The 20571-nt window shown below is 59.2% G+C and carries 19 protein-coding genes; 7 read left to right on the forward strand and 12 right to left on the reverse strand.

All coding sequences use genetic code 11. The features are described from left to right. Positions 1-10 precede the first annotated feature (10 nt). Positions 11-2194, forward strand: a complete 2184-nt coding sequence (gene yccS / locus AC07UI_RS00715; protein WP_494990650.1) for a YccS family putative transporter — start codon at positions 11-13, stop codon at positions 2192-2194. 142 nt (positions 2195-2336) lie between these two features. Here the strand turns inward: yccS and AC07UI_RS00720 are convergent, their stop codons facing one another. Continuing rightward, on the reverse strand, positions 2337-3074 hold the full coding sequence (locus AC07UI_RS00720; RefSeq protein ID WP_494990651.1) for a substrate-binding periplasmic protein: 738 nt from the start codon (positions 3072-3074) through the stop codon (positions 2337-2339). Positions 3075-3345: 271 nt separating this feature from the next. Here AC07UI_RS00720 and AC07UI_RS00725 point away from each other — a divergent pair, with 271 nt between their 5' ends. Next, positions 3346-3798 (forward strand): GNAT family N-acetyltransferase, encoded by a 453-nt coding sequence (locus tag AC07UI_RS00725; RefSeq protein WP_494990652.1) that lies wholly within the window; start codon positions 3346-3348, stop codon positions 3796-3798. 41 nt (positions 3799-3839) lie between these two features. Here the strand turns inward: AC07UI_RS00725 and AC07UI_RS00730 are convergent, their stop codons facing one another. The 10 genes from AC07UI_RS00730 to tkt form a co-directional block, all read right to left on the reverse strand. Further along, the gene (locus tag AC07UI_RS00730) at positions 3840-4136 is read right to left on the reverse strand and encodes a winged helix-turn-helix domain-containing protein (RefSeq protein WP_494990653.1); all 297 of its coding nucleotides are present in this window, start codon (positions 4134-4136) and stop codon (positions 3840-3842) included. Between the two features lie 24 nt (positions 4137-4160). Next, positions 4161-4673 carry a M48 metallopeptidase family protein gene (locus tag AC07UI_RS00735; protein WP_494990654.1) on the reverse strand — a complete coding sequence of 171 codons (513 nt, stop codon included), beginning with the start codon at positions 4671-4673 and terminating at the stop codon, positions 4161-4163. Positions 4674-4715: 42 nt separating this feature from the next. After that, on the reverse strand, positions 4716-6839 hold the full coding sequence (locus AC07UI_RS00740) for a putative bifunctional diguanylate cyclase/phosphodiesterase (protein ID WP_494990655.1): 2124 nt from the start codon (positions 6837-6839) through the stop codon (positions 4716-4718). A 447-nt stretch (positions 6840-7286) separates the two neighbouring features. Then, positions 7287-7490, reverse strand: a complete 204-nt coding sequence (locus AC07UI_RS00745) for a ubiquitin-like protein (protein WP_494990656.1) — start codon at positions 7488-7490, stop codon at positions 7287-7289. A 39-nt stretch (positions 7491-7529) separates the two neighbouring features. Beyond that, positions 7530-8594 carry a class II fructose-bisphosphate aldolase gene (fba, locus tag AC07UI_RS00750; protein WP_123426473.1) on the reverse strand — a complete coding sequence of 355 codons (1065 nt, stop codon included), beginning with the start codon at positions 8592-8594 and terminating at the stop codon, positions 7530-7532. Between the two features lie 217 nt (positions 8595-8811). Further along, positions 8812-9138, reverse strand: a complete 327-nt coding sequence (locus AC07UI_RS00755; RefSeq protein WP_494990657.1) for an MliC family protein — start codon at positions 9136-9138, stop codon at positions 8812-8814. A 60-nt stretch (positions 9139-9198) separates the two neighbouring features. After that, positions 9199-9423, reverse strand: coding sequence for a hypothetical protein (locus AC07UI_RS00760; RefSeq protein WP_494990658.1), 225 nt, complete (start codon positions 9421-9423; stop codon positions 9199-9201). Between the two features lie 32 nt (positions 9424-9455). Continuing rightward, the gene (locus tag AC07UI_RS00765) at positions 9456-10619 is read right to left on the reverse strand and encodes a phosphoglycerate kinase (RefSeq protein ID WP_494990659.1); all 1164 of its coding nucleotides are present in this window, start codon (positions 10617-10619) and stop codon (positions 9456-9458) included. Between the two features lie 17 nt (positions 10620-10636). Then, complete coding sequence (epd, locus tag AC07UI_RS00770; protein WP_494990660.1) at positions 10637-11716, reverse strand: erythrose-4-phosphate dehydrogenase; 1080 nt, start codon at positions 11714-11716, stop codon at positions 10637-10639. A gap of 220 nt (positions 11717-11936) precedes the next feature. Then, positions 11937-13934 carry a transketolase gene (tkt, locus tag AC07UI_RS00775; protein WP_494990661.1) on the reverse strand — a complete coding sequence of 666 codons (1998 nt, stop codon included), beginning with the start codon at positions 13932-13934 and terminating at the stop codon, positions 11937-11939. 260 nt (positions 13935-14194) lie between these two features. Between tkt and AC07UI_RS00780 the strand changes: the two genes are divergently transcribed. The 4 genes from AC07UI_RS00780 to AC07UI_RS00795 all read left to right on the forward strand — a co-directional run bounded on the left by AC07UI_RS00780 (position 14195) and on the right by AC07UI_RS00795 (position 18724). Further along, positions 14195-15190 carry an ArsR/SmtB family transcription factor gene (locus tag AC07UI_RS00780; RefSeq protein ID WP_494990662.1) on the forward strand — a complete coding sequence of 332 codons (996 nt, stop codon included), beginning with the start codon at positions 14195-14197 and terminating at the stop codon, positions 15188-15190. Positions 15191-15208: 18 nt separating this feature from the next. Then, positions 15209-16399 (forward strand): methionine adenosyltransferase, encoded by a 1191-nt coding sequence (gene metK, locus AC07UI_RS00785; protein WP_494990663.1) that lies wholly within the window; start codon positions 15209-15211, stop codon positions 16397-16399. Positions 16400-16550: 151 nt separating this feature from the next. Beyond that, positions 16551-18233, forward strand: a complete 1683-nt coding sequence (gene ligB / locus AC07UI_RS00790) for an NAD-dependent DNA ligase LigB (RefSeq protein WP_494990664.1) — start codon at positions 16551-16553, stop codon at positions 18231-18233. A gap of 95 nt (positions 18234-18328) precedes the next feature. Next, on the forward strand, positions 18329-18724 hold the full coding sequence (locus AC07UI_RS00795) for a DUF1090 domain-containing protein (protein WP_494990665.1): 396 nt from the start codon (positions 18329-18331) through the stop codon (positions 18722-18724). Positions 18725-18816: 92 nt separating this feature from the next. Here the strand turns inward: AC07UI_RS00795 and AC07UI_RS00800 are convergent, their stop codons facing one another. After that, positions 18817-19266 (reverse strand): c-type cytochrome, encoded by a 450-nt coding sequence (locus AC07UI_RS00800; RefSeq protein ID WP_494990666.1) that lies wholly within the window; start codon positions 19264-19266, stop codon positions 18817-18819. Between the two features lie 128 nt (positions 19267-19394). Here AC07UI_RS00800 and mltA point away from each other — a divergent pair, with 128 nt between their 5' ends. Further along, the gene (gene mltA / locus AC07UI_RS00805; RefSeq protein WP_494990667.1) at positions 19395-20567 is read left to right on the forward strand and encodes a murein transglycosylase A; all 1173 of its coding nucleotides are present in this window, start codon (positions 19395-19397) and stop codon (positions 20565-20567) included. Positions 20568-20571 lie beyond the last annotated feature (4 nt).

A 20571-nucleotide genomic window follows, 5' to 3' on the forward strand; every position in this document is an offset into this window, starting at 1 on the left:
TTCGCACTTCATGTCATCGACCTCGTTCCGTCAGTCTCTGCGGCGCCTTTGGGCGCTGGATAAATTCAGCTACAGCGTGCGGGTATTCGTCGCCCTGACCGGTACGATGGCGCTGTGTTGGTATCAGGATGAAATGGGCCTGCTGATCCCGTTGTTCCTGGGGATTATCGCCAGCGCCCTGGCCGAGACCGACGACGGCTGGCAAGGCCGCTTGAATGCCTTGGCCGTGACCCTGGTCTGTTTCAGCGTCGCGGCGCTTTCCGTCGAACTGTTATTCCCCTACCCGCTGATTTTTGTCGGCGCTCTGGCGCTGGCCAGTTTCAGCCTGACCATGCTCGGCGCCTTGGGCGAACGTTATGGTGCGATTGCTTCGGCGACCTTGATTCTCTCGGTCTACACCATGATTGGCGTGGACCAGCGCGGCGGCGCGGTCAACGACTTCTGGCATGAGCCGGTGCTGCTGGTGGCCGGTGCCGCCTGGTACGGCCTGCTATCCGTGGTGTGGCAGGCGCTGTTTTCCAACCAGCCGGTGCAACAGAGTCTCGCCCGGCTGTTTCGTGAGCTGGGTTATTACCTGAAGCTGAAGTCGTTGCTGTTCGAGCCGATCCGGCAGATGGATGTCGAGGCGCGGCGTCTGCAACTGGCCCAGCAAAACGGCCGGGTCGTCGCAGCGCTCAACGCCGCCAAGGAAATCATTCTGCATCGGGTCGGCAATGGCCGACCGGGCTCGAAAGTCAGCCGCTACCTGAAGCTGTACTTCCTCGCCCAGGACATCCACGAACGCGCCAGCTCTTCCCACTATCCCTACAACGCGCTGGCCGAAGCCTTTTTCCATAGCGACGTGCTGTTTCGCTGCCAGCGCCTGCTACGCCAGCAAGGCAAAGCCTGCCGGGCACTGGCCGAGACGATTCAGTTGCGCCAACCGTTCGTGTATGACGCCAACTTCGCCGAAGCGCTGAGCGACCTGCACGCCTCCCTCGAACACTTGCGCATCCAGAGCAACCCGGCCTGGCGCGGCTTGCTGCGCTCTTTGCGTGCGTTGGCGGCAAACCTGAGCACCCTCGACCGGCTGCTCAGCGATGCGAGCAACCCCGACAGCCTGGCCGACGCCACCGACAGCAGTCTGCTGGACCGTTCGCCGCGCAACCTCAAGGACGTCTGGACGCGCCTGCGAACCCAACTGACGCCAACTTCGCTGTTGTTCCGCCATGCCCTGCGTTTACCCCTGGCCTTGAGCATTGGCTACGGCATGGTGCATTTGATTCACCCGTCCCAAGGCTATTGGATCATCCTCACCACACTGTTCGTCTGCCAGCCGAACTATGGCGCGACCCGGCGCAAGCTTGGTCAACGGGTCGTCGGCACGGCGATCGGTTTGACTGCGGCCTGGGCACTGTTCGATCTATTCCCAAGCCCCCTGATCCAGTCGCTGTTCGCCATCGCCGCCGGGATAGTGTTCTTTATCAACCGCACCACCCGTTACACCCTGGCCACGGCGGCGATCACCTTGATGGTGCTGTTCTGCTTCAATCAGGTCGGCGACGGTTACGGGCTATTCCTGCCACGACTGCTCGATACCTTGCTCGGCAGCCTGATCGCGGGGCTTGCGGTGTTTCTGTTCCTGCCGGACTGGCAAGGTCGACGCTTGAACAAAGTGCTGGCCAATACCCTGACCTGCAACAGCATCTACTTGCGGCAAATCATGCAGCAATATGCCATCGGCAAAAGTGACGATCTGGCGTATCGCCTGGCCCGACGCAATGCCCACAACGCCGATGCGGCGCTGTCGACCACGCTGGCCAACATGCTGATGGAGCCGGGGCATTTTCGCAAAGAAGCCGACGTCGGTTTCCGCTTTCTGGTGCTCTCCCACACCTTGCTCAGCTACTTGTCGGGCCTCGGTGCCCACCGTGAAACCCCGTTACCGCCGCCAGTGCGCGAGCAATTGATCGACGGCGCCGGCGTCAGCCTGGCGGCGAGCATCGATGAAATCGCTCAAGGGTTGGCAAGCAAACTGCCGATTGCGATTCAGAGCGATGCCGAAGAAGCGCTGGCCAATGAGCTGGAACAGATGCCGGATGAAATCGACGAAGGCCAGCGGCTGGTGCAAACCCAGCTGGCACTGATTTGCCGCCAGCTCGGCCCATTGCGGACCCTGGCGGCGCATTTGATCAAGGATACCAGCGAGCATTAGCAGGGCAGATCGTTCCCACGCTCTGCGTGGGAATGCCTCACTGGACGCTCCGCATCCGCTTCTGGATGTGACGCGGAGCATCACGGGCTGCATTCCCACGCAGGAGCGTGGGAAGGATCATCAGAAACAGCTTCGCTTCAGGTTACATCCCATGCTGCTTCAGCAACCGGTCATAACTCCCGTCAGCCTTCATCGCCGCGATCTCCCGATCGAAACCGGCGACGATTTGTTGATGCTCGGGGTTTTTCAGGCTGACCAGAATATGCAGGCTGTTCTCGCTCAACGGCTTGGGCACAAACTCCACCCCGTTGCGCACCCTGGGCGACTCACGGGCCAGGTAGTAGCGCGCGACGTATTCATCTTCCAGGGTCAACTTCACGCGGCCGGCGGCCAGCATCCGCACCGCCATCGAAAAGTTGTGCACAGGCACTTTCTGTAAGTCCGGGTCTGCGTCGAAGGCCGAGGAATAGGCATAACCACGCACCACAGCGATCGGATATTCATGCAATTGCTGCAAATTGTCGTATTCGATCGGCTCATCCTTGCGCTTGATAAAGCACACCCGATTGATTAGATACCCGCTGGAAAACTGCCCCAGATGGGTCCTGGCCTCGTTGAACCAGGCATTCACCAACACGTCGTAACGCCCTTCGCCAACGCCCTGCAAGGCTCTGGCCCAAGGTACTTGCTCGAATTCACTGGCATAGCCGGCCCGCGCCAGGGCAGTACTGACTATATCGGTGGCTAACCCGCCATTAACCAGCGTGGCATCGGTAAACGGCGGCCAGGCATCGGCTACCAGACGCAATTTTTCCGCGTAAACGCTCTGACCCAGCAAGAGCAATCCAATCAAAGCAAAGGCTCGATGCAATCGCGGCATGCTAAAACATCCTTAGCGGGCGGGCTGCCCAGCGTGTTTTTAGCCAAAACTCGAAGGCCCGTGTGCCGGTACGCCGCCACAACTCCGGTCCTAACACTAGCTCATGGGAGCCACTGCACAGAGCTACCCAGCAGATTACACAAAGAAGACAGGAGCGAGCAAAATGAATGATGGCAATTTGATTTTTCTCACATAAACGACCTCTGCCGGCGGCAGACATCCACTCGCAGGACGCTTAGTATCCGAACCAGGTTTCTTACAGGATGAACAGATGACAATCGATTGGGTCTGCAAACACCACAGCGATCTGGGCAAGGAGCAGTTGTACGCCATTTTGCAATTGCGCACGGAAGTCTTTGTTGTCGAGCAGAAATGCGCCTATCAAGAAGTCGATGGCCAGGACCTGGAAGGTGACACCTGCCATTTGATGGCGTGGGACGGTGATCGGTTAGTGGCGTACTTGCGTTTGCTCGACCCGGTCTCCCAAGGCGGGGACGTGGTCATCGGCCGGGTGGTGATTGCACCGCACGCGCGAGGCAAAGGGCTGGGGCATGAACTGATGGCCAACGCCTTGAAGCAGGCTGAAAAGTACTGGCCTGAGGTCCCGATCTACTTGTCGGCCCAAGCGCATTTGCAGGGCTATTACGAGCGATACGGGTTTGTCGTGGCGGGTGAGGAATATCTTGAAGATGGTATTGCGCATATCGGGATGCGCAAATCCTGAACCTGATCGTTCCCACGCTCCAGCGTGGGAACGATCAGTGCTCAGGGATACCCCAACACCGCTTTGATCTGCCCAAGATTCTGCGTAATCCAGCCCTTATCAATCGCCCCCCAACTGTGGATCTGATAACGCCCGGCATGGTTGCGAGCACCGTCCTGCTGCTCGAACTCACAGACGATATCCAGATCCGCGAGCGCCGCGATCGTGTCCTGCGCCGTGCGTCGGGGCATGCCGGTGACGTCGATGAGCGCCGGGACGCTGCTGGCCAGCTGGCTGTCGATCAGGTAAGCCACGTACAAGCGGCGGTAAAAGCTGCTCTTGGTCTTGCTCACGTCCATCCACAAACTCCTTGTTGGTAACCGTTACGAAGCCACAACGGTCTTGCCCTGCATGTCCCGGTACGTCAGGTAAATCCGCAGGTCGAATTCCAATTGGTGATAGCCCGGCAGCATGTGCTCGCAGAGCTGATAGAACGCCTTGTTGTGGTCGGATTCTTTGAAGTGTGCCAGTTCGTGCACCACAATCATGCGCAGAAATTCCGGTGCCGCGTCCTTGAACAATGACGCGATGCGGATCTCCTTCTTGGCCTTGAGTTTGCCACCCTGCACCCGCGAAATGGCGGTGTGCAAACCAAGGGCGCGATGGGTCAAATCCAGGCGGTTATCGAACAGCACTTTGTCGATGGCCGGTGCATTACGCAGATGCTCCTGCTTGAGCGCCAGAGCAAAGCTGTACAGCGCCTTATCGCTCTGCACCGCGTGCTTGTGTGGATAACGCTGGCTCAAATAGTCGCCCAGCCGATCTTGCGCAATCAGCTGACGCACTTGCTCTTGCAAGGCAGCGGGATAAGCCTGGAGATATTTCAGCGCAGTCATGGGGCAGCAACACAGTCACGAAAGATCGCCAGTGTAGCGAATTCAGCCCTCCAGCGCGCTCCAGTCAAACGGCAGTGCAAAACGGCTGACGTCACGGGCCATCAGCGGATGCGCCACCAGAGAGCCTTGCGCGTACTGACAGCCATTGGCCTGCAACCACTGATACTGCTCGTGGGTTTGCACACCTTCAGCGATCACCAGCAAACCGAACCGCTTGCACAGATCGATAACGCTGCTGGCCATCGCTGCATCGCGCGGCGAATCGAGCAAGCGGGCAATCAGCTGCCGATCGAGTTTCAGGGTATCAAGTTCCAGGTCGCGCAGATGAGCCAAAGAGCAGTTGCCCATACCAAAGTCATCGAGCGCGACCCGCACCCCAAGCTTGCGCAATAGCCGCAGCTGCTTGCGAGCTTCATCGAGGTTTTGCATCAAGGCATCCTCGGTCACTTCGACTTCCAGCTGTTGTGGCCGCAAGCCATGACGCTCGAGCACCTGACGCAATTCTGCCGCCAGATTGGGCATGCCGAACTGGGTACTGCTCAGGCTCACGCTGAGCACCAGGTCGTCAGCAAAAACGCTTCCCCAGTCACGCCGCTGAGCCGCACTCTGCTGGTAGATCCAACTACCCAGACAGCTGATCAGCCGTGCCTCTTCCAGCAATGGCAGGAACAACCCCGGCGGCACGTCACCGACGCTCGGGTGCTGCCAGCGCAGCATGGCTTCGAAACCGCGCAGACGGCCGTCGGATATCGCCACCTGAGGCTGGTACACCAGGTTGAAATCCTTGTTCTCAATCGCTGAGCGCACGCTTTCTTCGAGCATCAAACGCGAACGCGCGCGACCATTCATCTCGTAATCGTAGAACCGATACTGCTGGCGCCCCGCGCGCTTGGCCTCGTACATCGCGATATCCGCAGCCCGCAGCAAGCCGTCGAGGTTGGAGCCGCAGTCCGGGTAAGTAGCGATTCCGATGCTTACCCCAAGCGCCATATCCAGGCCCCCGACTTGCTGACAAATCGACACCCGTTCAATGAGTTTCTCCGCTATTTTCGCCGCCTGTTCGGGGAACTCCAGATCGAGAAACGCGGTGAACTCATCGCCCCCCATGCGCGCCAGAATATCGAAGGAGCGCAAGCACGCCTTCAATTGCTCGGACACCCAGCGCAGCACCCGATCCCCGGCATCGTGCCCCAGGGAATCATTGACCCGTTTGAAGCCGTCAAGATCCAGATACAGCAGCACCGGCGTGGTGCCCGATCGCTCACTGCGCAGCAGCAGGTTCTCCACGGTCTGATAAAAGCCACGTCGGTTGAGCAACCCGGTCAAAGGGTCCGTGACCGCCTGGAATTCAAGCTGCTGATGCAGATGGCGCACCTCCGACATATCCAGCACGGTCACGACCATCGCCTTGTGCTCAGACGGCAGCGGCGCACACGACAATGCCACGGGCACCTGCTGGCCGGGAGCCGTGCGCAACACGGCGTCGTGCAAGCGCCAGGTGTCGCCACGGCGGTAGCCCGCATAAAGCTCCGAATCGAGCCAACGGGGCACATGAGGTTTTTGCAGAAAACTCACGAACTCCGCGCCCTGCAGCTCTGTCACCGGGGCATCGAGCAACCGCGAGATCGCCGGGTTGGCGAAGCGGATGACTCCGCCTTCATCCACCACCAGAATCCCTTCAGCCGCGTTTTCCAGCACCGAGGCATTGAATGCCCTCGCCGCCTCCAGATCATGACTCAAGCACTGCAAGGCCAGACGATTGCGCTGGTATTCCAGCAATGCCTGGACTTTGGGTTTGAGAATCTGCGGGTCGAACGGCTTGAACAGGTAATCGACCGCACCGTTGGCGTAGCCCTTGATCACGGCGTCCCGGGACTGCTCGTTGGCGGTAAGGAAAATGATTGGAGTCAGGCGGGTACGCTGGCTGTCGCGCATCAAGCGTGCCACTTCAAAACCATCCATCCCGGGCATCTGCACATCCAGCAGCACCAGGTCGACTTCATGTTCGAGTAATAAGCCCAGAGCCTCGACCCCGGAGGCGGCGGTCATTACGCACCAGTCCTGCTGCTGTAACAACGCACGCATGCTGATCAGGTTTTCAGGATAGTCATCAACGATCAAAAGGACTGAGCGGACTTCACCTGGCTTGGGCTGCGCGCATTCCATGCTGCTTCTCTTGTCTGGACGTCATTCCGGTAACCGAGGGAACACCGGACAAATAGTGAGCCTTCACTCTAGTCCCGGATCAGACAAAGCAGTAGATGTCACCACGCTATCATTTAACCAAATCCTCAGGCACCCGACTAACGGTCAGCGCTTCTGCCCCGGTAAACCGGGGTTAAATGACACACAGTCATTAAACTGACGTCAATTTTATGAAATGTCGAACCCATATGCAGGACACCGCAAGACTTGTAGGAGCGAGGCTTGCCCGCGATCGCCCGCGCAGCGGTCGCAAAACCTTACATCACGGCCAATCAGACAGAATGCGGATGCCGGATTTGCGTGCGCTTCGTCCGAACACGGCCCGACTCGTTCGCGGGCAAGCCTCGCTCCTACCAGAGCTGTGTTCCGGCCGGCAGTGCTGCGTTTTTTTGAAACATTGATTCATCGTTACAAACGAAGTACCAGATTCAGAGCCGAATCCCGCTGGATGCTGTAATCCGACAATGTGCGTCCATCTTCCAGTTTTATTCCTGAAAAATTCAAACGTTGCTGGTCCGGGGGGATTCCCTCTTTGTCCTGGATCTTCGCTTTCACGCTCTCGATCGTATCCGACGGTTCCGTCTCTAACGGGCGCCCACAAAAAACCCGCATCTCTGCGGGTTTTTTACTAACGCTATTAAACGCTCAGGCTTAGTTGACCTTGGCGTTCAACTCACCTTTGAGGTAACGCTGGAACATCGCTTCCAGAGAGACCGGCTTGATCTTCGAAGCATTGCCCGCAGTACCGAAGGCTTCGTAACGAGCGATACATACATCGCGCATCGCCGTCACGGTGGCGCCGAAGAATTTACGTGGGTCGAATTCGCTCGGGTTGGTGGCCATCAGGCGGCGCATGGCGCCAGTCGATGCCAGGCGCAGGTCGGTGTCGATGTTGACCTTGCGTACGCCGTGCTTGATGCCTTCGACGATTTCTTCAACCGGTACGCCGTAGGTTTCTTTGATGTCGCCGCCGTACTGGTTGATGATCGCCAGCCACTCTTGCGGAACCGAAGAAGAACCGTGCATCACCAGGTGGGTGTTAGGGATGCGTTTGTGGATTTCCTTGATGCGGTCGATGGCCAACACGTCGCCGGTAGGTGGCTTGGTGAACTTGTAGGCGCCGTGGCTGGTGCCGATGGCGATGGCCAGGGCGTCGACCTGAGTACGCTTGACGAAGTCAGCGGCTTCTTCCGGGTCGGTGAGCATCTGGCTGTGATCCAGCACGCCTTCCGCGCCGATGCCGTCTTCTTCACCGGCCATACCGGTTTCCAGCGAACCCAGGCAGCCCAGCTCGCCTTCTACCGAAACGCCGCAGGCGTGAGCCATAGCTACGGTTTGTTGGGTAACACGGACGTTGTAGTCATAGTCGGTCGGGGTCTTGCCATCTTCGCCCAGGGAACCGTCCATCATCACCGAGCTGAAGCCCAGCTGGATGGAACGCTGGCAGACGTCAGGGCTGGTACCGTGGTCCTGGTGCATGCACACCGGGATGTGCGGGAACTCTTCGATCGCGGCCAGGATCAGGTGACGCAGGAATGGCGCGCCAGCGTATTTGCGGGCGCCGGCCGAAGCCTGGACGATCACCGGGGAGTCAGTCTTGTCAGCGGCTTCCATGATGGCGCGCATCTGCTCAAGGTTGTTGACGTTGAAGGCTGGAACGCCGTAGCCGTATTCGGCTGCGTGGTCCAGCATCTGGCGCATGCTGATAAGTGCCATTGGGTGTGTATCTCCCGGTCGAGGGTCGTTAATCGTGCAAGCCTGCCGTAGCGGCGGCTGCTATTCAAGTTATTGCAGATCGGGGGTTAGCCCTGGCTGCCAATTCGGTATTGCATAAATCCTGAGAGCCTTCGATCTCCTGTAGGAGCCGAGCTTGCTCGCGATGGGGCCAGCACATACAACATCATGTGCTGGTAGATCGCTATCGCGAGCAAGCTCAGCTCCTACAGCCACGGCCGATCAAATCGTTGGTGGCGACCCAGTAAACCAGGCCTTCCTCACCTTTTATGTGAAACGCCAGCATGTCATTGCTGTACAGCGAGCCCGAGCCGCCTGGCTCAAGCTTCAGGCGATACACCTGGTCGCTGCCGCTCAGGCGTAGATCGACTTCCTTACGACTGCTATCGGTGTAACGCCAGACTACTTGCGCCTGGCTGTCACAGCTCCAGGTTGTCCAGCTATCCTGCTGCGGCGACTCGAGCAAGTGCAGGTTGGTGCAACCTGCAAGCAACGCCAGCACCGCCACGGCGATAAAGCCTCTCATCGGTGTTCCTCGACTTGCGGCTCACCGCCGCAAGCACAGCGCGTTATTGAATCTGACCCGTCAAGGGCAACCATGTTCCATGGCCTTGGCAGGAGTCTCGTACTTATCCAGACCATCCGGTCCCGAGCGCTTGTCGATCACCGGAGCGGTTTCGGCCTGCCAATCGGCTTGGTAGCAACCTTTTTCCGGCCCACCTGCTGCAGGTTCAGGTCTGGCGGCGTTCGGAGCACTGGCACAACCGGCCAGCAAGCCCGCGACGATCAATAGCGGTAATGTCTTGACCATGTGAATGTTCCTTTTTCCGGCCAGATCAACCTTTACGCTTTCGCGCGGCTTTCCAGCACTTCAACGGCTGGCAGCACTTTGCCTTCGACGAATTCGAGGAATGCGCCACCACCGGTAGAAATGTAGGAGATTTGCTCGGCAACGCCATATTTATCGATGGCTGCCAGGGTGTCGCCACCGCCAGCGATGGAGAATGCCGAGCTGTCGGCGATGGCCTGGGCCAGGACTTTGGTGCCATTACCGAACTGGTCGAATTCGAACACGCCGACCGGGCCGTTCCACAGAATGGTTTTCGACGACTTCAGCAGTTCAGCGAAATGCGCTGCGGTTTGTGGACCGATGTCCAGGATCATGTCGTCTGCAGCTACGTCAGCGATCAACTTGACGGTCGCGGCGGCGCTTTCAGCGAATTCCTTGGCAACCACCACGTCGACCGGCAATGGCACGCTGACTTTTGCAGCGATGGCACGGGCGGTGTCCAGCAGATCCGGCTCGTACAGCGATTTGCCAACCGGGTGACCGGCCGCAGCGAGGAAGGTGTTAGCGATGCCGCCACCAACGATCAGCTGATCGCAGATCTGGCTCAGGCTGTTCAGCACGTCGAGTTTGGTCGAGACCTTGGAACCGGCAACGATGGCCGCCATTGGCTGGGCCGGGGCGCCGAGGGCTTTGCCCAGTGCGTCCAGTTCGGCCGCCAGCAACGGGCCAGCGGCGGCGACTTTGGCGAATTTGGCTACGCCATGGGTCGAACCCTCGGCACGGTGAGCGGTGCCGAAGGCGTCCATCACGAACACGTCGCACAGGGCGGCGTATTGCCGGGCCAGTTCGTCAGCGTTCTTTTTCTCGCCTTTGTTGAAGCGCACGTTCTCGAACAGCACGATGTCGCCGGCCTTGACGTCAACGCCCCCCAGGTAGTCGGACACCAGTGGCACTTCACGGCCCAGGGCCTTGCTCAGGTAATCAGCAACCGGCTTGAGGCTGTTCTCGGCCGAAAATTCACCTTCGGTCGGACGGCCAAGGTGCGAGCAGACCATCACGGCCGCGCCTTTTTCCAGGGCCAGCTTGATGGTCGGCAGCGAAGCCAGGATTCGCGCATCGCTGGTGACAACACCGTCCTTGACTGGGACGTTGAGGTCTTCGCGGATCAATACGCGCTTACCTTGCAGATCGAGGTCGGTCATCTTCAACACGGTCATGGGTCGCATTTCCTGGGTTACTGCTGTTGAGAAGCAGAGAGTGGAGAGTCAGGTTTTGGAGTAGCGGTGTGCAGATAGTGTTCTGCAACATCCAGCATTCGGTTGGCAAAACCCCATTCGTTGTCGAACCAGGCCAGCACGTTCACCAGCCTTGGGCCGGAAACGCGGGTCTGACTGGCATCGACGATCGCCGAATGTGGGTCATGGTTGAAATCACAACTGGCGTGAGGCAATTCGGTGTAAGCCAAAAGACCTTTGAGCGGGCCGCTGGTAGCCGCCTCGCGCAGGATCCGGTTGACCTCGGTGGCGTCAGTGTCAGTCACGGTTTGCATCGTGATGTCGAGGCAAGACACGTTGACCGTCGGCACGCGTACGGCTTTGGCCTGAATTCGCCCGGCAAGTTCCGGCAGCAGGCGTTCGATACCTCGCGCCAGACCGGTGGACACCGGGATCACCGACTGGAACGCCGAACGGGTGCGGCGCAGGTCCTCGTGGTGATAGGCGTCGATCACCGGCTGGTCGTTCATTGCCGAGTGAATCGTGGTGATCGACACGTAGTCCAGACCAAAGGCCTGATCCAGCAGACGCAACAGCGGCACGCCGCAGTTGGTGGTGCAGGACGCGTTGGAGACCAGCAATTCATCGCCGGTCAGGCAATCCTGATTGACGCCGTAGACGATGGTGGCGTCGACATCCGCTTCACTGGCCATCGGCTGGGAAAACAGCACGCGCGGCGCGCCGGCGTCGAGGAAACGCTGGCCGTCTGCGCGGGTGTGATAAGCGCCGGAGCACTCCAGCACCAGATCGACGCCAAGCGACACCCAATCGATGCCTTCGGGGGTGGCACTGCGCAGGACCTTCACGCAGTCGCCATTAATATGCAGACAGTCACCGTCGACCCTCACCTCTCCGGGAAAACGCCCATGGGTGGAGTCGAAGCGTGTCAGGTATTCGATGCTGGCCATATCAGCCAGATCATTGATCGCAACAATTTCAAACCCGGCGCTCGCCCCTCGCTCGAACAAAGCACGCAAGACGCAACGACCAATCCGGCCGTAGCCGTTGAGTGCAACTTTGTAGGGACGCGGTTGAGGCATGGGGTTCTCGATAATGCGCAGCAGACGAATTCTGTAAACAACACGGACCTGTAGCAGCTGGCGCAGCCTGCATCCGGCCGCGTAGCGGTCGTAAAAACAGGCACCGCGCTCCAATTGAAGATACGCGCTGTCAGGTTTACGACCGCTTCGCGACCGGACGCAGCCTTCGGCAGCTGCTACAGGGGATCGCGGCAGCCAGTGGCTACCGCGTCCGCGTTTTTTAGTCTTCCAGTAGCTCTTCAGCCTGACCCAGGATGTTTTCCAGGGTGAAGCCAAACTCTTCGAACAAGGCTGGCGCAGGCGCCGACTCGCCGTAGGTGGTCATACCGATGACGCGACCTTCCAGGCCCACATACTTGTACCAGTAATCCGTGTGAGCAGCTTCGATGGCGATACGGGCGCTGACCTGCAACGGCAGAACCGCTTGCTTGTAGCCGGCATCCTGAGCATCGAAGACGCTGGTGCATGGCATGGAAACCACGCGCACCTTACGGCCAAGTTCTGTCAGTTTGTCGAAGGCTTGAACCGCCAGACCAACTTCGGAACCGGTTGCGATCAGGATCAGCTCAGGCTCGCCTGCGCAGTCCTTGAGCACGTAGCCACCACGGTTGATGTACTCAATCTGCACGGCATTACGGGTTTGGTGCTGCAGGTTCTGACGCGAGAAGATCAATGCCGACGGACCGTCGTCGCGCTCCAGCGCACATTTCCAGGCCACGGCCGATTCTACGGCATCGGCCGGACGCCAGGTGTCGAGGTTCGGCGTGCAGCGCAGGCTGGACAGTTGCTCGATCGGTTGGTGAGTCGGGCCGTCTTCGCCCAGACCGATGGAGTCGTGGGTGTAGACGTAGATTACGCGTTGCTTCATCAGCGCCGACATGCGCACTGCGTTGCGGGCGTATTCCATGAACATCAGGAAGGTCGCGCCGTAAGGCACCAGACCGCCGTGCAGCGTCACGCCGTTCATGATCGCGCTCATGCCGAACTCGCGAACGCCGTAATACATGTAGTTGCCGCTGGCGTCTTCAGCGCTGACGCCTTTGCAGCCTTTCCACAGGGTCAGGTTGGAACCGGCCAGGTCAGCGGAGCCACCCAGCAGTTCCGGCAGCATTGGGCCATAAGCATTCAAGGCATTCTGGCTGGCTTTACGGCTGGCGATGGTTTCGCCTTTGGCCGCCACTTCAGCGATGTAGGCCGCAGCTTTCTCGGAGAAGTCCTCTGGCAGCTCGCCACTCAGACGACGGATCAGTTCGTTGGCCAACTCCGGGAAGTCTGCAGAGTAAGCAGCAAAACGCTGGTCCCACTCGGCTTCGGCAGCACGACCGGCTTCTTTGGCGTCCCACTCGGCGTAGATGTCGGCCGGGATTTCGAACGGCTCGTAGTTCCACTTCAGGGCAGCGCGGGTCAGAGCGATTTCATCGGCCCCCAGTGGTGCGCCGTGGCAGTCTTCCTTGCCTTGCTTGTTCGGCGAGCCGAAGCCGATGGTGGTCTTGCAGCAGATCAGCGTCGGTTGCTCGCTTTTGCGTGCGGTTTCGATCGCAGTCTTGATTTCGTCCGGGTCGTGGCCATCGACATTGCGGATCACTTGCCAGTTATAGGCTTCGAAACGCTTAGGGGTGTCGTCAGTGAACCAGCCTTCAACTTCGCCGTCGATGGAGATGCCGTTGTCATCGTAGAAGGCGATCAGTTTGCCCAGGCCCAGAGTACCGGCCAGGGAGCAGACTTCATGGGAAATGCCTTCCATCATGCAGCCATCACCCAGGAACACGTAGGTGTGGTGGTCGACAACGTTGTGGCCTGGACGGTTGAACTGCGCCGCCAGGACTTTTTCCGCCAAGGCGAAACCGACAGCGTTGGCCAGACCCTGGCCCAGCGGGCCGGTGGTGGTTTCAACGCCCGGGGTATAGCCGTATTCCGGGTGACCCGGGGTGCGGCTGTGCAGCTGGCGGAAGTTTTTCAGGTCATCGATCGACAGGTCATAGCCGGTCAGGTGCAGCAGCGAGTAGATCAACATCGAGCCGTGGCCGTTGGACAGGATGAACCGGTCACGGTCGGCGAACGATGGATTGCTCGGGTTGTGCTTGAGGTAGTCACGCCAAAGTACTTCGGCGATATCCGCCATACCCATAGGGGCACCGGGATGGCCGCTGTTGGCTTTTTGCACGGCATCCATGCTGAGGGCACGAATGGCGTTGGCACGCTCACGACGGCTGGGCATCGCTGATCTCCTGGGGGCTAAATAAAACGAAACGGAAAAAAGGCGAGCATTTTCCCCCAGCGGACAGCCTTGGGGCAATGACAGATAGTCACTCAAGCGACTTTTTCCTGTGGATAAAGGCCCAATCTCTTGGTGAAACCATTCCGCTGTTCATTTGTAGCGTGAACCCAAGCCCTTGAAGTGCCATTTATCGAGCAATATCAAAACTTTTTGATATTGCTCTTGCGAGGATTTCGCACCCTCACTAGACTGCCAGCCCTATGAACCTGCGCGTACCTTCCATTCGCCATGACGAATCCGATGAGCTGGCTGCCCTGTGCAAAGCCGGCGGCGATCCGTTACGGCTGAATGTATTGCGTGCGCTGGCCAACGATTCGTTCGGCGTGCTGGAGCTGGCACAGATCTTCGCCATCGGCCAATCCGGCATGAGCCACCATTTGAAGGTGCTGGCCCAGGCTGACCTGGTGGCGAGCCGCCGCGAAGGCAACGCGATTTTCTACCGTCGTGCCCTGCCCCACACCGAGCTGCTGGGCGGCAAGCTGCACGCAGCTCTGCTCGATGAAGTGGACAACCTGACCCTGCCTGCCGATGTGCGGTCGCGGATCGGTCAGGTCCATGGGCAGCGGGCCGCGGCCAGCCAGGACTTTTTCTCACGGGTTGCGGAAAAATTTCGTGCCCAGCAAGACTTGATCGCCGGGTTGGCGCAATACCGCGAAAGCGTACTGGCGCTGCTCGACAAGCTGAGTTTCGACAGTGGCGCCACGGCCATTGAAGTCGGGCCCGGCGACGGCGGTTTTCTGCCAGAGCTGGCGCAACGTTTCAGTCAGATCACGGCGCTGGACAACAGCCCGGCGATGCTCGAACTGGCACGTCAGGTCTGTGAGCGTGAATCCCTGACTAACGTCAGCCTGCAATTGGCCGATGCATTGAATGGCGTAAGCCTTCAGGCCGATTGCGTGGTGCTGAACATGGTGCTGCACCATTTCGCGGCACCGGCCGAGGCACTCAAGCACATGGCCAACTTGCTGCAACCAGGCGGTAGCCTGTTAGTGACAGAGTTGTGTAGCCACAATCAAAGTTGGGCCAGGGAGGCCTGCGGTGATCTTTGGTTGGGTTTTGAACAGGACGATTTGGCCCGTTGGGCCACCGCTGCGGGACTCGTTCCCGGGGAAAGCCTCTATGTAGGCTTACGTAATGGTTTCCAGATCCAGGTACGCCACTTTCAGCGACCGGCTGGCGACACTCACCATCGGTAAATTCAGGAAACCATCGAGATGAGCGAATATTCCCTTTTCACCTCCGAGTCCGTGTCTGAAGGGCATCCGGACAAAATCGCCGACCAGATTTCTGATGCGGTGCTGGACGCCATCATTGCTGAAGACAAGTTCGCCCGTGTGGCGTGCGAGACTCTGGTGAAAACCGGCGTAGCAATCATCGCTGGCGAAGTCACCACTTCGGCCTGGGTTGACCTCGAAGACATCGTCCGTAAAGTCATTATCGACATCGGTTACGACAGCTCCGACGTCGGCTTCGACGGTGCGACCTGTGCCGTGATGAACATCATCGGCAAGCAGTCGGTAGACATCGCCCAGGGCGTTGACCGCAGCAAGCCGGAAGACCAGGGCGCCGGCGACCAGGGCCTGATGTTCGGCTATGCCAGCAACGAAACCGACGTGCTGATGCCAGCACCGATCACCTTCTCTCACCAGTTGGTGCAGCGCCAGGCTGAAGCCCGTAAATCCGGCCTGCTGCCGTGGTTGCGCCCGGACGCCAAATCCCAAGTCACCTGCCGCTATGAAAACGGCAAGGTCGTGGGCATCGACGCCGTCGTTCTGTCGACCCAGCACAACCCGGAAGTATCTTACAAAGACCTGCGCGAAGGCGTGATGGAGCTGATCGTCAAGCACGTGCTGCCAGCCGAGCTGCTGCACAAAGACACCCAGTTCCACATCAACCCGACCGGCAACTTCATCATCGGCGGCCCGGTTGGCGACTGCGGCCTGACCGGCCGCAAGATCATCGTCGACACTTACGGCGGCATGGCTCGTCACGGTGGTGGCGCATTCTCCGGTAAAGATCCATCGAAGGTTGACCGCTCTGCGGCCTACGCCGGTCGTTACGTGGCCAAGAACATCGTCGCTGCAGGCCTGGCCGAGCGTTGCGAGATTCAGGTTTCCTACGCCATCGGCGTTGCTCAGCCGACTTCGATCTCGTTGAACACCTTCGGCACCGGCAAGATCAGCGATGAAAAAATCATCAACCTGGTCCGTGAATGCTTCGATCTGCGTCCATACGCAATCACCACCATGCTCGACCTGCTGCACCCGATGTACCAGGAAACCGCAGCCTACGGCCACTTCGGTCGTACGCCGGAAGTGAAGACCGTCGGCAACGACACCTTCACCACGTTCACCTGGGAACGCACCGACCGCGCCGAATCCCTGCGCGCTGCTGCCGGCTTGTAATCGTTCTTCCGCTACACCTAAAGCCCCGCACGGTTCGCCCTGCGGGGCTTTTTTGTGCCCAGACCGACACACCCGGAAAGACACCGACTCGCTCACCAGCGCTCTCCATCACCGCAGCTGACCTAGCCTTAAGCATCCCACCCGAGCAAGGATGCTCACGATGCGTCTGTTCACCGGTTTATGGCTGGTCCTCTGTTACCTGAACGCCAACGCGAACACTTGCCCCGACTGGCCACCGGCACGAGCCGAGAAGGAGATCGGCGCATTGCAACACCACATCGATCGCTGGGACGACAACTACCATCGACAAGGTCGCTCTCTGGTCACCGACGAGCTTTACGACCAGTCCCGCGCCCGACTTACACAATGGCGTGCGTGTTTCCCCCTGGCCAACGAGCCATTGAATCGTCCCTTGCGCACCGCTATTGGGCCCATTGCCCATCCCATCCCCCATACCGGCCTGGAGAAACTCGCCGACAGCCGCGCCGTCGAAGCCTGGCTCAATAGCCGCAACGACGTATGGATTCAACCAAAAGTCGATGGCGTGGCAGTAACGCTGGTGTATCGCCAAGGCCGGTTAACGCAGGCGATCAGTCGCGGTGACGGTGTCCAGGGGCAAGACTGGACAGCCTCGGCCCGCAAGCTCGACGCCATCCCCGCGCACCTGCCGCAAGCTGTCGATCTGCAGCTTCAAGGCGAACTCTATTGGCGCCTCACCGACCATGTGCAAGCCAAGGCCGGCAGCCTCAACGCCCGCAGCACCGTTGCCGGATTGATGGCACGCAAAGAACTCAGTACTGCCCAGGCTGATGGTATCGGGTTGTTCGTCTGGGATTGGCCGCAAGGCCCGGCCACCCTGCCCGAACGGCTGACCGGTTTGAAGGCACTGGGCTTTACCCAAAGCGTGCAATACAGCCATCCGGTTACACGTTTTGCTGACGCCGAACAATGGCGCGAACACTGGTATCGCACGCCCCTGCCGTTTGCCAGCGACGGCGTGGTGCTGCGCCAGAGTCAGCGCCCACCCGCACAACGCTGGCAAGCCAAAACACCTTATTGGAGTGCCGCCTGGAAGTACCCGTTTGCCCAGGCTTTGGCAGAAGTGCGCAAAGTCAATTTCAAGATCGGCCGTACCGGGCGAATCACCCCGGTACTGGAACTCAAGCCGGTGACACTGGATGACCGGCAGATCAAACGCGTGAGTGTCAGCTCACTGCAACGCTGGCAGGCGCTGGACATCCGTCCCGGCGATCAAGTCGCGATCAGCCTGGCAGGCTTGACCATTCCCCGCCTCGACAGCGTCGTTTTGCGCAGCACGGAGCGCCCCGCGGTAGTCGCACCGCGAGCGGAGGACTTTCATCACCTGAGTTGCTGGCAGCCTGTACCGGGATGTGAGAGCCAGTTCCTGGCACGCCTGATCTGGCTCAGTGGCAAGCAGGGGCTGGCGTTGCAACATATTGGCCCCGGCACCTGGGAAAAACTGATCAGCGCCGGGCGCATCAACAGTCTGCTCGATTGGTTGACCCTCGACCCGCAAGAGCTTGCTAACATTGACGGCTTCGGCGAACGCAGCAGCGCCCGCCTGCTCAGTAGTTTGCGCGACGCCAGGCAACGCCCTTTTGCACGCTGGCTGAAAGCCTTGGGCCTGCCGCCGACAGCTGATGCCCGCCTCACAGGCCCATGGCAGGCGCTGGCAGCAAGAAGCACCGAACAATGGCAAACCGAAGCCGGGATCGGCCCGGGACGGGCCGCGCAATTGAGCGCGTTTTTCCGCGACCCGCAGGTACTGGCCTTGAGTGAAGAATTACGCGCTGCCGGGATTGATGGCTTTTAGTGGCCTCCCGGCAGTTTTGAACCCGATGAATGTAGATGAGCTCCAACAGCGCATCTGTATGCAGACCTGAAAGCGATTTTTTTCACGGAGCCTTTATGAATTTTTTGTCACCGCTCGCCCTGCTCACGGTTTGCAGTCTGCTGGCCACCCCCCTGCTGGCCACAGAAGAAACCCTCGAGCTCACCGGCTGTGCGGCTAAAGGCCAGGCCATCAGCACCCAGATCGACCAGGCTAAAACCAACGGCAACAGTGATCAGCAGGCGGGTCTTGAAAAAGCCCTGAGCGAAGTTACTGCCCATTGCACCGACTCGTCTTTAAAGAAAGAGCGGGAGAACAAGGTGCTCGATGCCAAGCACGAAGTCAGCCGCCGTCAGACCGACCTTGAGAAAGCCATGAAAAAAGGCGACTCCGAGAAGATCAACAAACTCAAAGACAAACTCGCCAAGTCCCGCAAAGAACTGCAGGACGCACTGAGCGAGTTGGATAAGTAAGGCTGGACAAGGCCGGTGCTAGTTGTGGCAAGGGGCTTTTGTGGCGAGCGAGCTTGTTCCCTCGCCACAGGGTTATCTATTGAGCTGAAAGATCAATGATCACGAAACTGCTTATGACACGCACTACAGGCATCTTCGACTTTCTGCACCGCCGGGCCCAGGTTACTGGCCTTGTAGGGCTGAACCTTGCTGACGATCACCAGTTCGCCGGTGGCGGCTTCCAGCGTGCGGGCCAACTCCTGAAAGCGTGCCTGCTGCTGCCAGACATTGTCCTTGGCGCTGGTGTGATCCTCTTCCTTGACCTGCGGAAAATGCTTCCACGGTTCGCGGGACAAACTGTCCAGTTTCACCGCTCCCTCGGCAAAGCGCCCCCCGTCGAAGGGAATGCGCCCGCGCAACATACCGCCCAGGTCTTCACCAGCCTTGAGCATTTGCTTGAAGATTGCCTTGCGCTGACCCAGCGGCGAGTTCGGATCGACACCGCCGCAGGCGGACAGCGTCAAGCAGGCCAGCAATACAACAGAAAGTCTTTTAAGAGTCATGGTGGCTTCAGGTCACGGGAAACGGCGGCCAGTATCCTCGCGTCATCCGCAAAGACCAATAGCCCTATTAACAATACGGGTTGTTTGAACGCTTCAAGCGCTTGGGCAACCGGCAAAGGAAATACCGAATGAATAGCAATTTCAAGGCATGGCGTCGAAGCCTGACCTGGACTCTACCGATAGTCGCCCTGCTTGCCGGTTGCACTGGTGGCGACAACACAAAGCCGAAAACACATGCTGTCGCCACCTACACCAGTGCGACCTGGGATGCACTGCCTGCCGTTTCCGATAATGATTTGCTCGCCGGCTTCGGCTCCTGGCGCAGTGCCTGCACCCGACTCAAGGCTGACCCGATCTGGGCCGCCACCTGCACGACGGCAGCCAATGTGCCGCAGACGCCTGGCGATATTCGTGGTTTCCTCAAGGAACATCTGGACGTTTACGGCCTGCGCTCTGCCAATGGCAGTGGCAACGGCCTGATCACCGGCTATTACGAACCGGTGTATCCAGGCAGCCTGAGCCAGACGGCGCAAGCGACGGTACCCGTCTATGGCGTGCCCGACGACATGATCATCGTAGCGCTCGACAGCATTTACCCCGAACTCAAAGGCAAGCGCCTGCGTGGCCGGCTCGAAGGTCGGGTGCTCAAACCCTATGACGATGCTGCCGCCATCGATGCCAAGGGCGTCAAGGCGCCGGTGATTGCCTGGCTGACCGATCCGATGAATCTACAATTTCTGCAGATCCAGGGCTCGGGCCGCATTCAACTGGAAGACGGCCGTCAGCTGCGCATCGGTTATGCCGATCAGAATGGTCACCCGTATCGGCCAATCGGTCGCTGGCTGGTCGACCAGGGCGAGCTGAAAAAAGAAGACGTGACCATGGGCGCCATCAGCGCCTGGGCCAAGACGCATCCAACGCGGATTCCAGAACTGCTCGGCAGCAACCCCAGCTACGTGTTTTTCAATCGCAACCCGGACAGCAATGAGGGCCCGCGCGGCTCGCTCAACGTACCGTTGACCGCTGGCTACAGCGTCGCAGTGGACCGCAAGGTGATTCCGCTGGGCAGCCTGTTGTGGTTATCAACCACACGACCTGACGGCTCCGGACTGGTTCGTCCGGTTGCGGCTCAGGACACGGGTGGCGCCATTACCGGCGAAGTCCGTGCAGATCTGTTCTGGGGAACAGGTGATGCGGCAGGGCAATTGGCCGGGGATATGAAACAGCAGGGACAGATCTGGATGCTGTGGCCTAAAGGCGCGGTGTTGCCAAAGGTGCCCGACGCGCCAACTACCCCGTAGCAGC

This window comes from Pseudomonas sp. GW821-FHT04C07, assembly GCF_059420325.1.